A 14,597-nucleotide genomic window follows, 5' to 3' on the forward strand; every position below is an offset into this window, starting at 1 on the left:
TTCAGGCAGCGCGCTTGCGTAGGCTCTTGATGCCGCGCCAGACCAGGAACAGCACCACCGGCGCCGCGCACAGCATGGCAATGGCCTTGTCGACATGCCAGATATGGCTGACGCCCTCGATCATGTAGCCGATGATGGCAAGGGCATAGTAGGAGATCGCGATGATGGAGAGCCCCTCCACCGTCTCCTGCAGACGATATTGGCTTTCCGATGTGCGCGAAATGGTATCGAGAATCGTCTGGTTCTGGGTTTCCAGGCTCAGGCTGATATGGGCGTTCAAGAGTTCCGCCGAACGTTCCAGCTTCATCGCTACCGCCTGCAGGCGCTTTTCCGTCGCCAGGCAGGTGGCTACCGCCGGTGTGGTCCGATTGGTCAGATAGCGGTCGATGGTGGTGAACTCGCCGATCGGTCGCTCGACGAGCTGCCGCAGACGGGTGTCGAGCACGGCCGCATAGGCCTGGCTCGCCGCGAAACGGAAGCTGGTTTCCTCGATGCTGCGGCCGACCTCGGCCGACAGCGCGTGGATGCTCTCCAATGCCTCCCGGTTCTCCCCGGTCGAGTGGGCATGGCCGACGCGTCCCATCACCTGGCTCACAGCGCCCTCGAACTGACGGATCGTCGAGCCGAGCGCCCGAGCCACCGGCAGGCCGAGCAGGACGAAATTGCTGTAGGTCTCGATCTCAAGGAGCCGGCGCACCAGCACGCCGCGGCGCAAGACGTTGCACTGGCCGGCCGCGAGTTCGTAGCGGGTGAAGCCGTCGCGATCACGATTGAAGTCGGTCGCGACCTGGGCCCTGCCGTCATAGAGCTCGGAATAGCACAGGCTGACCGGGTTGAAGCCGACCAGCGCCGCTTCCGCGATCGTGTGGGTTTCTGTCAGGTCGACACGCGTGGCGCTGACCCGCTGCAGCCCCGCAAAGCAATCCAGGCCGATATCCTCCGGCCAGGGCTCGCGGTCGGTGAGATCGGACTGCCAGGTCAGGGTCGCAAATTCGTTGTGGAGTTCGAAGGTGGCCTTACGCCCTCCCCGTTCCACCTTGATATGGCGTGTACGGGCATCATCGAAGGGCAGTTCGGGCTGGCCGGCGAAAAGGACGAAGCGCCGTGCCACCTCCTCCAGCGAAGGTCCGGCGCCCATCGGCATGAAGGCGATCCTGCGGATGCGGGCCGAAGTTGCGATCGGCTCCGTCGGCCGGGCATGCAATTCGGCATAGATGGCCGCTCGCTCCGGATGGTCGACAAACGGGGGCTCGCTCGCTTCCGAGACGCCGATCGCCGTCATCGTGATTTCTCCAATTCCATTGCGCCGAGCCTTTCGAAGCAATTTCCGGGCCATGGCCTGCTGGTTCACCCACCCGTACCCGCAGGAAATACACGCCAGCGTTGCAGTGCGAAAGGCTGAACAAGCGCTCTCGCCCGCCTCCATTTGACGCGGCACACCCATTCTTTGCTTCTAATTGACGGTTGCGGCCCTTACACCGGCATGTCGCAATCGCCCGTCAGGAGCACGAGAGCCATCGTGAGTATCATCTTGGTCACCGGGGGCGCCGGCTATATCGGCAGCCATGTCTGCAAGACCCTGGCCTCATCCGGGTACAGCCCCGTCGCCTGCGACGACCTCTCGAACGGCAGAGAAGCCCATGTACGCTGGGGGCCCCTCGAACGGGGCGACATCACCGATGTGGACTGGCTGGCCGGCGTTTTCGCTCGCCATCGACCCGAGGCGGTCATGCATCTTGCCGCCTATGCCGACGTGGGGTCGTCGGTCACCAATCCCTCGCCCTGCTATGAGGCCAATGTTGCAGGCACGCTCGCCGTGACCGAGGCAGCCCGGCACAACGGCAATTGCCCGATCGTCTTCTCCTCGACCTGCGCCCTCTATGGTAACGCTCCGGCTCTTCCGGTGACCGAAACCTCTGCCACGGCGCCCGTCAGCCCCTATGGCACCACCAAACTCATCGGCGAGCAGGCTCTCCGGCACTATGACGCGGCCTATGGCCTGCAGAGCGTGGTGCTCCGCTATTTCAACGCGGCCGGCGCCGACCCCGACGGCGAGATCGGCGAGCGGCATGCGACGAGCAGCCTCGCCATACCCAAGGCCATCCGGGCTGCCCTGGGCCTCGGCCCCGCCTTCAAGCTATTCGGCACGGACTACGCCACTGCCGATGGCACCGCCATGCGCGACTACGTCCATGTCGCCGATATTGCCGATGCACATCTGCGGGCCCTCGATCACCTGCAGGCAGGACGCGGCAGCCTCACGCTCAATCTCGGCAGTGGCCGTGGCGTCACTGTACGAGAACTGCTGAAGGCGATCGAAGCCGTCACCGGACGCCCGGTACCGATCGAGCCCCGCCCCCGTCGCAGCGGCGACCCGGCCGCCCTCTATGCGAATATCGACAGGGCAACCGATGTGCTGGGCTGGACCCCGGCCAACAGCGACCTCCATGGCATCGTCGCCAGTGCCGCGGCCTGGATCGAGAAGTCGCCGGGCTGAGCGATGCCAATGGGCTCCAAACTGTAGTCGCGGCTTCCATTTGAGTAGGATTTGGCGTGTCGGCCTCCGGCTGGCATCTTGAAACAAACCGCTTGCCGGCAGGCTAAATGCCAGCCCCGCTCCATCACCTGATGGAGCTGTGAGGCTGACATCCCGAAATCGCCGAACCACAAATGCAGTTGTTGTATTAAGCTCCGTCTGTTCCCAGCAGGCGTGCATATTTGTCTGTGGCCTCGACCAGACGATGCAGCGTGCCCGGCTCGGAGAAGGAATGGCCGGAATCCTCCACCATCTGCAATTCCGCCTTGGGCCAGCGCTTGGCCAGTTCCCAGGCCGTGACCGGCGGACAGACCACGTCATAGCGCCCCTGTACGATGGTGCCGGGAATATCGGCGAGCTTGCCCGCGTCGCGCAGCAACTGCCCCTCCTCCATCCAGCCGCCATGCACGAAATAATGATTCTCGATGCGGGCGAAGGCCAGGGCGAACTGTTCCTGGGCATGGCCGGTGGCGGGGCCTTCCGGCATCAGGGTCGAGGTCTCGCCTTCCCACACGCTCCAAGCCCGGGCCGCTGCCAAGCGAACCGCAGCATCGTCGCCCGTCAGGCGCCGGTGATAGGTCAGGATCGGATCGGCCCAGGCATCCTGCGGCAGGTCCTTGCGGAAGGCTTCCCATTTGTCCGGGAAGAAATAGGAAGCGCCCTCGCGATAATACCAGTCGAGTTCCATGCGGCGCAGCGTGAAGATGCCCCGCAGCATGAGTGCCTGCACCGTCTGGGGATGGGTCTGCGCATAGGCGAGCGCCAGGGTCGAGCCCCAGGAACCACCGAACAGGCTCCAGCGCTCGACCTTCAGCACCTCCTTGCGCAGGCGCTCCATGTCAGCGACGAGATGCCAGGTGGTGTTGGCGTCGAGATTGGCATGCGGGCGGGAACGGCCGCATCCGCGCTGGTCGAACAGCAGGATGTTCCAGTGGCGCGGATCAAACAGGCGCCGATGCTTGGCCGAACAGCCGGCGCCCGGGCCGCCATGCAGAAAGGCCACCGGCAGGCCGTCGGGATTGCCGGCCAATTCCCAATAGATGGAATGGCCGTCGCCGACATCGAGCATGCCGGAGCGATAAGCCTCGATTTCGGGATAGAGCCCGCGCCTCGGCGTGCCGTCGGGCTCGCTCGAGCGATCAAACGCCATGATGAAATTCCTGCGTACTGAAGTGATCCCTGCCGATGGACGCAGGGAAGCCCTGACAATGCGAATGGCTGGCTTCGCGGGAAGCCAGCCACGGAAGTGGCTGCGGCCGACGAGGCCGGCCGCGCTGTAATCCTCAGTGCAGAATCTGGCTGAGGAAGAGCTTGGTGCGCTCGTGCTGGGGATTGGAGAAGAAGGCGTTGGGCTCGTTGCTCTCGACGATCTGGCCGGCATCCATGAAGATCACCCGGTCCGCAACTTGGCGGGCAAAGCCCATTTCATGGGTGACGCACAGCATGGTCATGCCGTCATTGGCAAGGCCGACCATAGTGTCGAGCACTTCCTTCACCATTTCCGGATCGAGAGCCGAAGTCGGCTCGTCGAATAGCATGATCTTGGGATTCATGCACAGGGCCCGGGCAATCGCCACGCGCTGCTGCTGGCCGCCCGAAAGCTGGCCCGGATATTTGTTGGCCTGCTCGGGAATCTTCACGCGCTTGAGGAAGTGCATCGCCTTTTCGGTGGCATCGGCCTTCGACATCTTGCGCACCCAGATCGGGGCGAGCGTGCAGTTCTCCAGCACGGTCAGGTGCGGGAACAGGTTGAAGTGCTGGAACACCATGCCGACTTCGCGCCGCACCTCGTCGATGCGCTTGAGGTCGTTGGTGAGCTCGATGCCATCGACGACGATCGAGCCCTTCTGGTGTTCCTCCAAGCGATTGATGCAGCGGATCATCGTCGATTTGCCTGAGCCCGACGGCCCGCAGATCACGATGCGCTCGCCCCGCTTCACGGTGAGGTTGATGTTCTTGAGAACGTTGAACTCACCATACCACTTGTTCATATCGGTGATCTGAACGGCGATCGGGCTGAGTTCTCCAGCAGTGTTTTGAGCGGCGTTAGCCATTTTTCCCCTCAACGTTTGTAACCGGTATCGAGACGACGCTCCAAGCCCTGCGAGTAGCGCGACATCGAGAAACAGCAGATCCAGAAGAAGATAGCGGCGAATGCATAGCCCGTATAGTAGGTCACGGGCGTCGCCCAGTTCGGATCGGGAATGGACGCCTCGATCGTCTTCAGGAAGTCGAAAATGCCCACGATGGCCACCAGCGTAGTGTCCTTGAACAGGGCGATGAAGGTGTTGACGATGCTGGGAATCACCAGGCGCAGTGCCTGCGGCAGGATGATGAAGATCAGCATGTAGGAGTAGTTCAGGCCCAGGGCCTGGGCCCCCTCATACTGGCCCTTGGGAATGGCCTGCAGGCCGCCGCGCACCACTTCCGCCATATAGGCCGACCAGAACAGCGCCACTCCGACGAGCACGCGCAGCAGCGAATCCGGACGCCAGCCCTCGGGCAGGAACAGCGGCAGCATGACGTTGGCCATGAACAGCACGGTGATCAGCGGCACGCCGCGCCAGAACTCGATATACATGACCGAGATGGTGCGGGCGATGGGCATGCGCGAACGCCGCCCGAGAGCGAGGAGCACACCGAGCGGCAGGGACGCCACGATGCCGACCACGGCGATCACCAGCGTCACGAGAATGCCGCCCCACAGATTGGTGGGGACATGCACCAGCCCGAAGAAGCCCCCCACCAGCAGCCAGAAGGCCAGCAGCGGGAAGACGACGAAGAAATAGAGAACGCCCCAGCCCTTCGCCCCGATCCGCGGCCAGAGCAGCCAAAGGACTCCGATGGCGGCCAGCAGGCCCGTGAGGTTGACGCGCCAGCGCTCGTCGACCGGATATTGGCCATAGATGAAATATTGCAGACGCGTCTCGACGAACGGCCAGCAGGCACCGACATGCCGCCCGACATTGGCCTCGAGGCAGGCATTGCGGTCGGTGCCGGTCCAGACGGCATCGAAGATCATGAAGCGCAGGACGCCCGGCAGCACCCAGAGCACCAGCAGCACCGCCAGAATGGTGAGGATGGAGTTGGTGACGGACGAGAACAGGTTCTTTTTCAGCCAGCCGAGCACGCCGGTGGTCGCAGCCGGCGGCGGCTGCGGCTCGAAGGTCGTGGTCGAGACGAAAGCCGGGCTGCCGGCGGCGGAAGTTGCGTCGCTCATGGCCCTACCTCTCCACCAGCGCAACGCGCTTGTTGAACCAATTCATGAAGCCGGCAATCGACAGGCTGATGATCAGATAGACCGCCATGGTGATGCCGATGCATTCGATCGCCTGGTTGGTGTTGTTGAGCACCGTGCCGGAAAACACCTGCACCAGATCCGGATAGCCGATGGCCACTGCCAGCGACGAGTTCTTGGTCAGGTTGAGATACTGACTGGCGAGCGGCGGCACGATGATGCGCATCGCCTGCGGGATCACCACCAGGCGCAGATTGTGGCTCGAGCGCAGGCCGAGGGCGCCGGACGCTTCCGTCTGGCCATGCGGCACGCCGCGGATGCCCGAGCGCACCGTCTCGGCGATGAAGGCCGCGGTGTAGATGGTCAGGCCCAGGAGCAGCGCCACGAATTCGGGCTGCAGCCGGAAACCGCCGGTGACGTTGAAGCCGCCGACCTTGGGGTAATCCATGGTGAAAGGCATGCCGGAAGCGAAGAAGGCCAGCAGCGGCAGGCCGATGACCAGCGCCAGATTGACCAGCAGCACCGGTGGCCGCTTGCCAGTCTCCATCTGCTTGCGTTTGCCCCAGATGGAGAAGCCGATGGCACCGAGAACACCGACCAGAAAGGCACCACCGACCAGACCGGCACCCGCCTGCGGCATGGCCGCCGGAAAGAAGATGCCGCGATTGTTGAGAAAGATGCTCTCGCCGAAGGTGATCGACTGGCGCACGCCCGGCAGGGGCTTGAGCACGGCGCCATACCAGAACAGCAACTGCAGCAGCAGCGGGATGTTGCGCACGACCTCGATATAGACCATGGCGATCTTGGCCACGATCCAGTTGTTGGACAGGCGGGCCACGCCGATGATGAAACCCAGGACCGTCGCAAGGATGATGCCGAGAGCGGCGACGATCAGTGTGTTGGTGATGCCGACCAGCAGCGCGCGGCCATTGGTGGACAGCGAGGTATATTCGATCGGCGTCTGGCCGATGTCGAAGCTCGCCGTGCGTCCCAGGAAGTCAAAGCCAAGCGAACGGCCCTGCCTGGCCAGGTTTTCGACGGCATTCCAAGCGCCCGTCAAGATGATGAGCAAGACGATTGCCAGCAGCACGATCTGGAAGACAACAGCCCGTAACTTCGGATTGTTGAACCAGTGGGTACGCCCGCCGCCGTCTCCCCGGTCGACTGCCAACGTCATTGTCTCATTCTCCCCAACACGCAGATAGTCCTCACCCTTTTTTACGGATTCCTCTGGAGCAAGATGCACTCACGGCTGAGCCTCCTGCCCCAACACCTTGTTTCCAGGCCAATCCGACGGATTGGCTGGAGCGTCCTTGCGATTTTGACTGCCCCCCGCCCGATCGCACGACGCTTTGAAAAACCACCCGGCAAATACGGAATGCATCTTGCCGGGGCCGTGCGCCCTCAACGAATGGGCGGTGAATATTGCAGGCCCTTGTCGGTCCATAGGGCATTGAGCCCGCGCTCGATCTTGAGCGGTGACTTCGAGCCGAGATTGCGGTCGAACACCTCGCCATAATTGCCGACCTGCTTGATGATGCGATAGGCCCATTGATTGTCGAGGCCGAGTTGCTTGCCGAAATCCCCCTCGCTACCGAGCAGGCGCTTGATGTCCGGCTTGTCGGACTTCAGCATGTCGTCGACATTGGCCTGGGTCACGCCGGATTCCTCGGCCTGGACCAGGGCAAAATAGACCCATTTGACCACGTTGAACCATTGATCGTCGCCCTGGCGCACGGCGATGCCGAGCGGTTCCTTCGAAATGATCTCGGGCAGCACGACATGCTCGTCGGGATTCTTGAGGGCCAGGCGCACGCCATAAAGCCCGGAGGCATCGGTGGTGAAGGTGTCGCAGCGGCCGGACTCATAGGCATTCTGCGCCTCGCCGATCGTGGCCAGCGTCAGGATCTGGTAGGGCTTGCCGATGCTGCGGAAATAGTCGGAGAGGTTGAGCTCGTGCGAGGTGCCCTGCTGGACGCAGACGGTTGCGCCATCCAGTTCCTTCGTCGATTTCACGCCCAGCGACTTCTTCACCATGAAGCCCTGGCCATCATAGTAATTGGTGGCGGCGAACAGGAAGCCACCGGTCTCACGCGTCAAGGTCCAGGTGGTGTTGCGCGGCAGGACATCGATCTCCGAGGCTTGCAGCGCGGTGAAACGATCCTTGGCGGAGAAAGGCACGAATTTGGTCTTGTCGGCATCGCCCAGCACGGCCGCAGCGAGGGCCCGGCAGTAATCGACGTCGAAGCCTGCCCATTTGCCCTGTTCATTGGGGATGCTGAAGCCCGCCAGCCCCTGATGGGCGCCGCAGATCAACTGGCCGCGCTGCTTGATGGTATCGAGCGTTGCCGCATCTGCCATGGAAACACTCAAGGCAGCGAAGAAGCCAACGGTCGCCGCGCAGAGTTGTTGCCTCATCAATGTCCCCCTTCGATCTCGGCCCGGCCCGACAGCGCCCCCGCCGAAGTGCCCTGCCGCCCTGTCTGCGTGCCAGCCCCGGAGGCAAACCTCCGGGGCTGGTCTTGGCGATCTCAACGGATCGGCGGGGCGTATTGCAGGCCCTTGTTGGTCCACAAGGCGTTGAGGCCGCGCTCGATCTTCAGCTTGGATTGGGAGCCGAGATTGCGGTCGAAGATCTCGCCGTAATTGCCGACCTGCTTGATCGCGCGATAGGCCCACTGATTGTCGAGGCCGAGCTGCTTGCCGAAATCACCCTCGGTGCCGAGCAGGCGCTTGATGTCCGGCTTGTCCGACTTGAGCATCTCGTCGACATTGGCCTGGGTCACGCCGGATTCCTCGGCCTGGACCAGCGCATAATAGACCCATTTGGCGATGTTGAACCACTGGTCGTCGCCCTGGCGCACCGCGATCGCCAGCGGCTCCTTGGAGATGATTTCGGGCAGCACGACATGCTCGTCCGGATTCTTGAGGGCGAGGCGCACGCCGTAGAGCTGAGACGAATCCGACGTGAAGGCATCGCAACGACCGCCTTCATAGGCGTTCTGCGCCTCGCCGATCGTGGCAACCGTCAGGATCTGGTACTTCTTGCCGAGGCTCCGGAAATAGTCGGAGAGATTCAGCTCCTGGGTCGTGCCCTGCTGCACGCAGATCGTGGCTCCGTCGAGGTCCTTGGCCGACGCCACGCCGAGCGACTTCTTCACCATGAAGGCCTGGCCGTCATAGTAATTGGTGGCGGCGAACAGAAAACCGCCGGTCTCGCGCGACAGGGTCCAGGTCGTGTTACGCGGCAGCACGTCGATTTCGGAGGACTGCAGCGCCGTGAAGCGGTCCTTTGCCGAGAGCGGCACATATTTGGTCTTCTCGGCGTCTCCCAACACGGCGGCCGCGAGAGCGCGGCAATAGTCGACGTCGAAGCCCGCCCATTTGCCTTGCTCGTTGGGGATGCCGAAGCCGGCAAGGCCCGCATTCGAACCGCAGACGAGCTGGCCGCGCTGCTTGACAGTATCGAGCGTCCCGGCATTCGCGGCCGCAACACCCAGGGCGACAAACGCACCTGCAATCGCCAGAGAAAATTGCTTCTTCATGAATGAAATCCCTTCGTCAGTGGCTGGCTTGGAGCGGGGCCGGAGCAGCACAGTCAGTCGCCACCCGAATTCCGCTCCGCAACGGTCCCTCAGGACTTATTCCGCAATTCTCAACGGATCGGCGGGGCGTATTGCAGGCCCCCCTTGGTCCACAGATTGTTGAGGCCGCGATCTATCTTCAGCACGGTCTTGGGGCCGAGATTGCGGTCGAAGCTTTCACCGTAATTGCCGACCTGCTTGACGATCCGGTAGGCCCACTGATTGTCGAGGCCGAGCTGCTTGCCGAAGTCACCCTCGGTGCCGAGCAGGCGCTTGATGTCCGGCTTGTCGGACTTGACCATCTCGTCGACATTGGCCTGGGTCACGCCGGCCTCTTCAGCCGAAAGCATGGCGTAGTGCACCCATTTGACCACGTTGTACCATTTATCGTCGCCCTGGCGCACGGCCGCGGCCAGGGGCTCCTTCGAGATGATTTCGGGAAGCACGACATGGTCGTCGGGATTGGCCATCTTGACGCGCACCGCATAGAGGCCGGAGGCGTCGTCGGTGTTGACGTCGCAGCGCCCGCCCTCATAGGCCCTTGCCGCTTCTTCCGGCGTATCGAAGCTGACGATGTTGTAGGGCAGATTGTGGGTCCGCATGTAGTCGGAGATCGTGAGCTGGCCGGTCGAACCCTGCTGGGCGCAGATCGAGGCTCCCGAGAGTTCGGTCGCCGATTTGACGCCGAGTGACTTCTTCACCAGGAAGCCTTGGCCGTCATAGAAATTCACGCCGGCGAAGAGCATGCCGGCGGTGTCGCGGCCGAGCGTCCAGGTCGAGTTGCGGTTGAGCACGTCGATCTCGCCGGACTGCAGCGCGGTGAAGCGGTCCTTGGTGGAGACCGGCACGAATTTGGCCTTGGTAGCGTCGCCCAGCACGGCTGCGGCGATTGCGCGGCAATAGTCGACGTCGAGGCCGGTCCATTCGCCCTTCTCATTGGGGGCGGCGAAGCCCGGCAGTCCGGTGTTGACGCCGCAGATCACCTGGCCGCGCTGCTTGATGGTATCGAGCGTATCGGCGTGTGCGCCGACCCCACTCAACGCCAGCGCCGCACCGGCTACCGCGGTAAGAAGTGTCTTTCTCATGGATGGAGGCCCCTGTTCGCTTCGTTGTCAGTGTAACGAGAAGGCCCTTGGACGGCTGGCCGCGGCGTCAGAACCGGGCCGCCCCACCGGGCATGTTTGACGTTTCCAAAGCTCAAAGCGCGTTCTGTCGCGAGCGCCCTCTGACTCTGGTTTCTTGTTTCGACGCGTCGTGGCGATCTTCGGCGTATCCGCCAAATCCCTCAACGCTTTAGGACAAAACACGCTTAGACGGAACGCATTTTGAACCACATCTTTGTTATCGACGACAGGGCGAGGCCTGAAACCATCGCCAGACTGTTGAACGTCGTGATTTTTTTGAACTGCCGCCACCTCTTCCTGCGTTCGCGAATGGATGTTTCGAGCGTTCCCGGTCAATGGCCGGGAGGAACGGGCGTTCCGTCGAGGAGGTATGATGACGAGCTCAACGATCCGGACATGCCTCGCCGGAGATGAGGAACGACCTGCCGGCCGTGCATGCTGAAGCGGTCATTGCAAGGTCCCCCGTATCGATCTGTCCCGCGGCAAAAGCGCCCAGCTTGTTCTCGCCGGTTACGACCTGTGCCTTGCCGCCGATTGCAAGCGCTTTGGCCGCCCACGTCAAGCGGAATTCGCGAAAAGCGGGCGAATATTCACAAAACTGGCCTGTGGAAGATGTCGCGGCCTTCGAGATTGACGCAGGGGCGGCCGGGGACGAATGTAACCGTTTCAGGACCCAATCGAATCTATCATGAAGAAGATCAGCAAGGACGAGATCGCGACCTTCGGTGAAAATACGCGTCTGGTCATCGGCGGGCGTGAACCATCCGAATATCACGGCTTCGTCAACCCGCCCGTCTATCACGGCTCCACCGTTCTCGCTCCGACGACGAAGGATCTCATCAACCACACGCCGCGCTACAGCTACGGCCGCCGCGGCAATCCGACCAGTGACGCCCTGGAAGAAGCGCTGAAGACGCTCGACGGCAGCGCCGGTGTGGTGCTGTGTCCCTCGGGGCTATCAGCTGTCTCGACCGCCCTTCTCTCCTGCCTCTCGGCCGGTGACCATTTGCTGATGGTCGATTCCACCTATCAGCCCACCCGGCAGCTTTGCGACAAGGTGCTCGGCCGTTTCGGCATCGAGACGACCTATTATGATCCGCTGATCGGCGCCGGCATCGAAACGCTCATCCGCCCGAATACGAAGGCGGTCTATCTGGAAGCCCCGGGATCGCAGAGCTTCGAGATGCAGGACGTGCCTGCGATCGCCGAGGTCGCGCACCGGCACGGTGCCACCGTACTGCTCGACAATACCTGGGCCACGCCGCTGTTCTTCGACGCCTTCGGCCATGGCATCGACCTTTCGATCCAGGCCGGCACCAAATATATCGTCGGCCATTCCGACGCGATGTTCGGCGTGGTCTCGGCCTCGCGCAAGGCCTGGCCGGCGCTGAAGGGCTTCCACGGCGATTCAGGCCAATGCGTCGCGCCCGACGACATCTATCTGGCGATGCGCGGGCTGCGCACCATGGGCGTGCGCCTGCGCCAGCATCAGGAAAGCGCGCTCAGGGTAGCCAAATGGCTGGCCAAGCGCCCCGAGGTGCAGCGCGTCCTGCATCCTGCGCTGGAGGGTGATCCGGGCCATGCCATCTGGAAGCGCGATTTCAAGGGCTCATCCGGCCTGTTCTCCATCGTGCTCCAATCGGCGCCGATGGAGGCCATCAGCGCCTTCCTGGACGATCTGAAATTCTTCGGGCTCGGCTATTCCTGGGGTGGCTATGAGAGCCTCGCCCTCCCCTTCGACTGCAAGACCTATCGCAGCGCCACCAGCTGGGATCCGGGCGGCCCCTGCGTGCGCCTGCATATCGGCCTGGAGGACGTCGCCGACCTGATCGGCGATCTCGACGCGGGCCTGGCCCGCTTCAGGGCGGCGAGGGGATAGGACGCAGGCCTGCTGCAATGCGATTCATTCAAGAAGGAAACGCTCCGAATTGTCACAGCCGGGCTTGACCCGGCAATCCGGAATCCGCACGCGCAACACTGGCTTCCGCACTCGATTGCCGGGTCAAGCCCGGCAATGACAAAGGTCGAGCAACCACATAGATGCTTAAGTGAGCTGCATTGCGGCTCTGGTGCTTTTTTGACTTCGGCAACGATGTTCTGGAACCAATAACGGGGGCCAGCCACCACCGCAGCCTCCGTCCTAACTCGAGGCGCCCTGTCCCTGCTCCCTCGCTTCCCGCTTTTCCTTCAGCACCAGCGAGACGTTGCGGATATAGATCGCAAGGCCCGAGCCCTGGCCGATGATATAGACGAGGTCGGCCCTGACCAGGGCATAGAGGAAGAGCAGGCCGCCGCCGCCGATCGACAGGATCCAGAAACTGAAGGGGATGACGCTCTTGCCAGCCCGCTCGCTCACCCACCACTGGATGACGAAGCGGGCGGTGAACAGCGCCTGGGCGAACAGGCCGAGGATCAGCCAGAAGTCGAAATTGGTGTAGAAGACATTGTGGAGATAGCCGCCGAGGGCATTCGACAACTCAATCAGCATTCTGTCCCCCTCCGCTGACATCAGGCACGCGCTTGCGCCGGCGGATCAGCCACCATACGCCGACGAGATCGAGAATGCCGACCCACAGCCTGTCGAAGAAACCGTAGTTGGAAACGCCGGTCAGCCGGGGCCGGTCGACCACATCGACATGGCCGACCTCGAAGCCTTCGCGCTTGACCAGGGCCGGCATGAAGCGATGCAGCGCATCGAAATAAGGCAGGGCCAGATAGACGTCGCGGCGGATGGCCTTGAGGCCACAGCCGGTGTCGCGCGTGCCGTCCTTGAGGACAGAAGCGCGAACCTTGTTGGCGGTACGCGACTGCCAGCGCTTGAAGCCGGTGTCCTTGCGGCCGAGCCGTTGCCCCGCGACCATGCCGGTCGCGGCGCCGCCGGCGATCAGGGCGTCGACGAGGGCGGGGATATAGGCCGGGTTGTTCTGGCCGTCGCCATCGATGGTGACCATCAGGCGGCCCCGCGCATGGCGAATACCCGTGCGCACGGCGCAGGACTGGCCGCAGGATGCCTCGTGGCGCAGGCTGCGCAGGTAGGGCAGTTCGCCCTTCAGCCTCTCCAGCTCCGTCGGAGTCGCATCGCTCGAGCCGTCGTCGACATAGACGATCTCGAAACTGCGCCCAGCCAGGGCCGCGGCGATTTCCCGGATCAGCGGCTCGACATTGCCGGCTTCGTTGCGGACCGGAACGATGACGCTGATCTCAGGCGCATTGTCTTGTGATGACATGAAGAGTCGAACCTCAGCGGCGCGCTCGCCACGCCTCGATCAGCGTCTTTGCCGCGTCTTGCCCCCGCAACGCAAGAGCACCATCGCGGTTTTGCCGGAAAACAAGCCCCCGACGACCCAGAAAGTCGGCGAACCAGAAGGTGGCGAACCAGCCGAACAGGGCGCCGGCGACCACATCGGCGGGATAATGGGCACCGAGGATCACCCGGCTGAGGCAGACCAGCCCGCCCAGCACGAACAGCCAGGGACGCCAGCGCGCCCCGCAGAGCAGGATGATCACCGCAGCCACCGTCCAGGCCGTGGTGGCATGGCCGGAGGGGAAGCTGGCATTGGCAGCGCGCCAGGAAAAGGGCTCGAAACTCCAGCTTGCGCCCGCCTCGACATGCAGCGGCCTGACTCGGCCGATCGCGCGCTTGATGACATTGACGGCAAGCCCTGTTCCCGCGATGGCGACGAAGGCAAAGGCAAGCTGCAGCCAGAGCTGGCGCAGGGCGGCATCGAGCCGTGGCGGCAACTCCAGATCGACCACGGCGAGCAGGACAAGTGCCACGCCGAGCGGAATGAGATAAAGGCCGGAATCACCGAGATAGGTGACGAAACGCGCCAGCCGCACCACAAGATGTGGCCATTCGGGCAGGATGTGCAGGGAAGCCGGATCGGCGAGCACCATCAGGGCGATGACGAGCACGCTGCCAAAGGCGATGGCGGCGGGCGTCGCCACCCGTCCGAACAGCGGCCGTGCCGGCAGGCGCGCCGGTGCCCGCAGCCGCTGGCCGAGCGCGCGCCAATTCTGCGTATGCGACCATTGACGAATGGCATTTCTCATGACGCGTGGCCGGTCTCTACAGCGCCATCGGGCGAAGGCACGAGCTTGGCGCGGCCGGCGCC

The 14,597-nt window shown here is 63.0% G+C and carries 13 protein-coding genes; 2 read left to right on the forward strand and 11 right to left on the reverse strand.

Features of this window, described 5'->3' with window-relative positions:
- Position 1 precedes the first annotated feature (1 nt).
- Complete coding sequence (locus tag ACTJKX_RS17115; RefSeq protein ID WP_440725972.1) at positions 2–1,282, reverse strand: DUF3422 family protein; 1,281 nt, start codon at positions 1,280–1,282, stop codon at positions 2–4.
- A gap of 237 nt (positions 1,283–1,519) precedes the next feature.
- On the opposite strand from ACTJKX_RS17115, the gene galE reads away from it, so the two are divergent.
- Positions 1,520–2,497, forward strand: a complete 978-nt coding sequence (galE, locus tag ACTJKX_RS17120) for a UDP-glucose 4-epimerase GalE (RefSeq protein ID WP_440725973.1) — start codon at positions 1,520–1,522, stop codon at positions 2,495–2,497.
- 187 nt (positions 2,498–2,684) lie between these two features.
- Here the strand turns inward: galE and pip are convergent, their stop codons facing one another.
- From pip to ACTJKX_RS17155, 7 genes are all read right to left on the reverse strand, one after another.
- A complete protein-coding gene (pip, locus tag ACTJKX_RS17125; protein ID WP_367622514.1) occupies positions 2,685–3,686 on the reverse strand; it encodes a prolyl aminopeptidase in 1,002 nt (333 codons plus the stop codon).
- A gap of 133 nt (positions 3,687–3,819) precedes the next feature.
- Positions 3,820–4,590: an amino acid ABC transporter ATP-binding protein gene (locus ACTJKX_RS17130; RefSeq protein WP_068295475.1), complete on the reverse strand. Its 771-nt coding sequence runs from the start codon at positions 4,588–4,590 to the stop codon at positions 3,820–3,822.
- A gap of 8 nt (positions 4,591–4,598) precedes the next feature.
- Positions 4,599–5,756, reverse strand: a complete 1,158-nt coding sequence (locus tag ACTJKX_RS17135; RefSeq protein ID WP_440725974.1) for an amino acid ABC transporter permease — start codon at positions 5,754–5,756, stop codon at positions 4,599–4,601.
- A gap of 4 nt (positions 5,757–5,760) precedes the next feature.
- The gene (locus ACTJKX_RS17140; protein WP_311940400.1) at positions 5,761–6,951 is read right to left on the reverse strand and encodes an amino acid ABC transporter permease; all 1,191 of its coding nucleotides are present in this window, start codon (positions 6,949–6,951) and stop codon (positions 5,761–5,763) included.
- Positions 6,952–7,178: 227 nt separating this feature from the next.
- Complete coding sequence (locus ACTJKX_RS17145) at positions 7,179–8,192, reverse strand: amino acid ABC transporter substrate-binding protein (RefSeq protein ID WP_440725975.1); 1,014 nt, start codon at positions 8,190–8,192, stop codon at positions 7,179–7,181.
- A 113-nt stretch (positions 8,193–8,305) separates the two neighbouring features.
- Entirely contained in the window at positions 8,306–9,319 is a 1,014-nt protein-coding gene (locus ACTJKX_RS17150; RefSeq protein WP_311940404.1) for an amino acid ABC transporter substrate-binding protein, read from the reverse strand.
- Between the two features lie 110 nt (positions 9,320–9,429).
- On the reverse strand, positions 9,430–10,443 hold the full coding sequence (locus ACTJKX_RS17155; protein WP_311940406.1) for an amino acid ABC transporter substrate-binding protein: 1,014 nt from the start codon (positions 10,441–10,443) through the stop codon (positions 9,430–9,432).
- A gap of 727 nt (positions 10,444–11,170) precedes the next feature.
- Between ACTJKX_RS17155 and metC the strand changes: the two genes are divergently transcribed.
- Positions 11,171–12,361: a cystathionine beta-lyase gene (metC, locus tag ACTJKX_RS17160; protein WP_440725976.1), complete on the forward strand. Its 1,191-nt coding sequence runs from the start codon at positions 11,171–11,173 to the stop codon at positions 12,359–12,361.
- Between the two features lie 261 nt (positions 12,362–12,622).
- Here metC and ACTJKX_RS17165 read toward each other — a convergent pair whose 3' ends face one another.
- Genes ACTJKX_RS17165 through ACTJKX_RS17175 form a run of 3 tightly spaced genes read right to left on the reverse strand, consistent with a single transcriptional unit; the run spans position 12,623 to position 14,535 of the window.
- On the reverse strand, positions 12,623–12,970 hold the full coding sequence (locus ACTJKX_RS17165) for a lipid-A-disaccharide synthase N-terminal domain-containing protein (protein WP_068295489.1): 348 nt from the start codon (positions 12,968–12,970) through the stop codon (positions 12,623–12,625).
- A complete protein-coding gene (locus ACTJKX_RS17170) occupies positions 12,960–13,709 on the reverse strand; it encodes a glycosyltransferase family 2 protein (RefSeq protein WP_415087182.1) in 750 nt (249 codons plus the stop codon). The genes ACTJKX_RS17165 and ACTJKX_RS17170 overlap by 11 nt, the downstream gene beginning before the upstream one ends.
- A gap of 13 nt (positions 13,710–13,722) precedes the next feature.
- Positions 13,723–14,535, reverse strand: coding sequence for a phosphatase PAP2 family protein (locus ACTJKX_RS17175; protein WP_440725977.1), 813 nt, complete (start codon positions 14,533–14,535; stop codon positions 13,723–13,725).
- Positions 14,536–14,597: the final 62 nt, after the last annotated feature.

It is taken from the genome of Labrys sp. 22185, assembly GCF_052045555.1.
GTDB classification, from domain to species: Bacteria; Pseudomonadota; Alphaproteobacteria; order Rhizobiales; family Labraceae; genus Labrys; species Labrys neptuniae.